The organism is uncultured Campylobacter sp. (genome assembly GCF_938030785.1).
Taxonomy (GTDB): domain Bacteria; phylum Campylobacterota; class Campylobacteria; order Campylobacterales; family Campylobacteraceae; genus Campylobacter_B.
Genome location: NZ_CALHIK010000090.1, coordinates 1 through 3,577, shown reverse-complemented (window position 1 = coordinate 3,577; position 3,577 = coordinate 1). Strand labels below are relative to the sequence as shown.

Sequence of the window (3,577 nt, the reverse complement as noted above, 5' to 3'; positions counted from 1 at the left end):
TTAGTATATTTTATTCATAAAATTTTATCTTTTACTTTGATGCGCTATTAAGGGAATTTAAAGCAATTAAAAAATACAATCTCGTTAAATTTTATCTATAAGAATTAAATAGTGTAGTCTTTTAGTATATTTATCGAGGGCTGCATTCTCGCTTATTTTTAAAATAAATTTTAAGGAGACAACCATGGCAAACGACAAAATCGCAAAACAAAAAGGCTCACGCAAGAAGGCCGCGACGGATGAAAATTCCGCTGCGAATAAGGGGGAAAATTTTGCCGCAGACGCGGTCAAAAGCTCCGCCACGTCCGTTTTTAATAAAAGCGCAAATATCGCTCAAAATTCCACAGCAAATTCTACGACTTCCGCCTCACATGCTCGCGACAAAATTTCTAAAAATCGCGCCGCAGGTGAGAATTCCTGCGACGAGTGCGATTGCGAAGCCAGAAATTCCGCGCCGGGCGGCTATGATAGCGCAAGCTCTGCTTCAAGCACCAACTTTACGGCGTGCTCAAGCGCTCAAAGCGTAAGCAACGCTAAAAATTCCGCGATCAACTCTACGACAAATTCCATGGCTGATTCTTTGACAAATTCCATCTCAAATCCTACAAAGAGTCCAAGTAGCGATGATCACATCTCTTACTCGCACGAGCATAGCGATAGCTCCGCAATTCACTCGTATCTATACGACGAAGATCTTGCGACCCACCCATACAATCAAGAAGAGAACCTCGCAGCCTATTTGCACGAATACGGCGCAAATTCTGCGGCGTCTTCGCATGAGCACGACGAGGATTCCTCCATCAGCTCGCACGAGCACGATAAACATTGCCATGATCACAAGCCCCACTCTCACCGCGCGATTATCGGATTTGACGAACACGGCATCCCAAAAGTTTTAGTGCCCGCAGAGGCTAGTCCGCACACACATAAAGACGCACATGGCAATCTTTTCGAGCATTTTCACGAGGCGGAATTTACGGCGGATTATATGAAGGCGTTGTTTGAATACAAAAAGACCTTCCCTACAAAGCAAGAAGTACTTGAGAAAACCCCCGATCCCGCCGTGCGCGAAATGATGCTTAGGATGGAGCAGATCGGCGTAGATACGGCGTTTGATCGTTTCGACAAACAGATGCCTATGTGTAGTTATGGACTTAGCGGGGTATGCTGTAAGATCTGCAATATGGGACCTTGCAAAATTACTAAAAAGGCCGATCGTGGCACTTGCGGTGCGGACGCCGATCTCATCGTGTCGCGCAACTTACTGCGCCAAGTAGCCGCGGGCGTAGCTCAACACGGCGTACATGCTAGAGAGCTTCTACTGTCGCTAAAATGGGCGGCACAAGGCAAGCTAGATCTACCAATTATAGGTGAATACAAAATCATCAATACCGCCAAAGCCTTTGGAATTCCAACTGAAGGCAGAGAGTTAAAAGAGGTAGCGATCGAGCTTGCCGATACGCTTTTAACAGATCTTTCGCAAAGCAGCGGCGAGTATAAAACCATCACTGCGCTCGCACCCAAGGAGCGTCAAGAGGTATGGCGTAAGCTAGATATCTTGCCAATTAGTGCGTATAACGAAGTCTTTGAGGCATATCACCGAACGGGTGTAGGCACGGATGGAGACTGGCGCAGCGTGATGCAGCATCTTTTGCGCTGTGGGCTTGCTTTTACATTTACTGGCGTAGTAGCTGCAAATATCGCTACGGATGCGCTATTTGGCGTAGGAGATCGCGTAACTTCCAAAAGCAATATGGGCGCGCTTAAAAAAGGCTGGGTCAATATCGCCGTGCACGGACATCTGCCAACCCTAGTAAGCGTGATAGTGGAGATCGGAAATTCTAAGGAGTACCAAGACAAGGCTCGCGCAATAGGCGCACAGGGGATCGCATTTTACGGCGTGTGCTGTTCAGGACTATCGGCGATGTATCGCAATTGGGGCGTCGTACCGCTCTCAAACGCCGTAACTGCCGAACTCGTCATAGGCACGGGCGCGCTTGATCTGTGGGTTGCCGATGTACAAGATGTCTATCCTGCGATTATGGATGTGGCTAACTGCTTCCAGACCAAGGTCGTTACCACAAGCTCATCAGCTAGGCTTCCCGGAGCCGAGCATATCGGCTACGATCATCACCATAGCAATATCGCCGAGCCTAGGAATTTGGCGCGTAAAATTCTAGACCGCGCATTGCAATCTCACGAAAAGCGCAAGGGGCTGCCGGTATATATTCCGCCGTACGAAGTCGAGGCCGAAGTGGGCTTTTCGGTAGAATTCGTCCATAAACACTACGGCGGCATGGAGCCGTTAGCGCACGCGCTAAAAAGCGGTGAAATTTTAGGCATCGTAAATATGGTCGGCTGCACCAATCCTAAAGTACCTTATGAGCGCGCTATTATAGATGTCGCACAAACCCTAATCGAAAATAACGTCCTAATCCTAACCAACGGCTGCGCGTCGTTCCCGCTAATGAAGCTGGGCTTTTGCCAAAAAAGCGCGTATAAAAAAGCAGGCGCGTCGCTGCGGGCGTTTTTAGAAAAAGATGAGCTTCCGCCGGTATGGCACGTGGGTGAGTGCATCGACAACACCCGCTCCAGCGGAATTTTCGCAGGTATCGCAGGAGTGCTAGGCAAAAATCTCTACGAGCTGCCGCTTGCCTTCACCTCTCCCGAGTGGGCGAACGAAAAGGGCGTCGATGCCTCGCTCGGATTCCGTCTGATGGGCATAGACTCATATCACTGCGTCGAGTATCAAATCCACGGCTCCGCAAACGTCATACACTTTTTTAAAGAGGGCACCAGGCGGGCACTTGGCTCTGTGATGCACGTAGATACCGACCCGGTCGCGCTCGCGCTAAAAATGGTAAGCGACATGCGCTTAAAACGCAAAGCCCTAGGCTGGCAGTAGCGACGGATAGATTCATTTCGCATCGCTTAAAATGCGATGCGAAATTTCATGATAAAATTTAACCTCTTGCGGGCAAATAAAATCCCGCGGCCAAACGGCAAGTAAAATTCTACGACTAAGTGGCTAGCAAAACCACGATCGAATAAAGAGAAAATTTTCGCACCGCATCCGTTCGTGGAATTTTAAATCAAATCTTCAGACTCTGTATAAAATTTCGCCGCACGCCGTGTCTGCTGCTAAATCGATGGAATTTAGCCAGGCAAAATTCCGCCATCAGGCTCAAGTCTATCTTTCGCGAACGGATGAAATTTTAAAATTCCATCTCAGCGCAAATTTCGTAGGCGTTCATCTGAAATCCGCAAGCGAAATTTCGCTTAAAGGCCTTATTACACGAGCTGCACGCCATTAGATTTGCTCACGTATATGAAAGCCGAAATCATAAAAATTTAATATGATATATGCTAAAATGCCACATCTGTTTAAGGATTTAGATGTATAAATCAAAGTCGCTGCAGTCTCTAAGTCATCATCGGTAGGAGATGTCGTGCGAGGCGGAGGCTCTGCTGTCAAGTCCTGCGTTTCGCAGCTTGAGGCGGTGCGGCAAAAGCGCGTCTATGCTGCGCCGCAAACATTTTCGGCTGAGACCGCACGGGCGCGGAGACGCCACTATAA

Annotated in this window: 2 protein-coding genes; both read left to right on the top strand. The window is 48.3% G+C overall.

Annotation, left to right across the window (positions count from 1 at the left end):
* The first annotated feature begins 184 nt into the window (after window positions 1–184).
* The gene (locus Q0438_RS05005; RefSeq protein ID WP_299188060.1) at window positions 185–2,905 is read left to right on the top strand and encodes a carbon monoxide dehydrogenase; all 2,721 of its coding nucleotides are present in this window, start codon (window positions 185–187) and stop codon (window positions 2,903–2,905) included.
* A 226-nt stretch (window positions 2,906–3,131) separates the two neighbouring features.
* Window positions 3,132–3,314 (top strand): hypothetical protein, encoded by a 183-nt coding sequence (locus Q0438_RS05000; RefSeq protein ID WP_299188058.1) that lies wholly within the window; start codon window positions 3,132–3,134, stop codon window positions 3,312–3,314.
* The last annotated feature ends 263 nt before the right edge of the window (window positions 3,315–3,577 follow it).

Bases quoted from the DNA above. Each gene is read 5' to 3' on its own strand.
- Q0438_RS05005 (WP_299188060.1), top strand. From the start codon at position 185: ATGGCAAACGACAAAATCGCAAAACAAAAAGGCTCACGCAAGAAGGCC.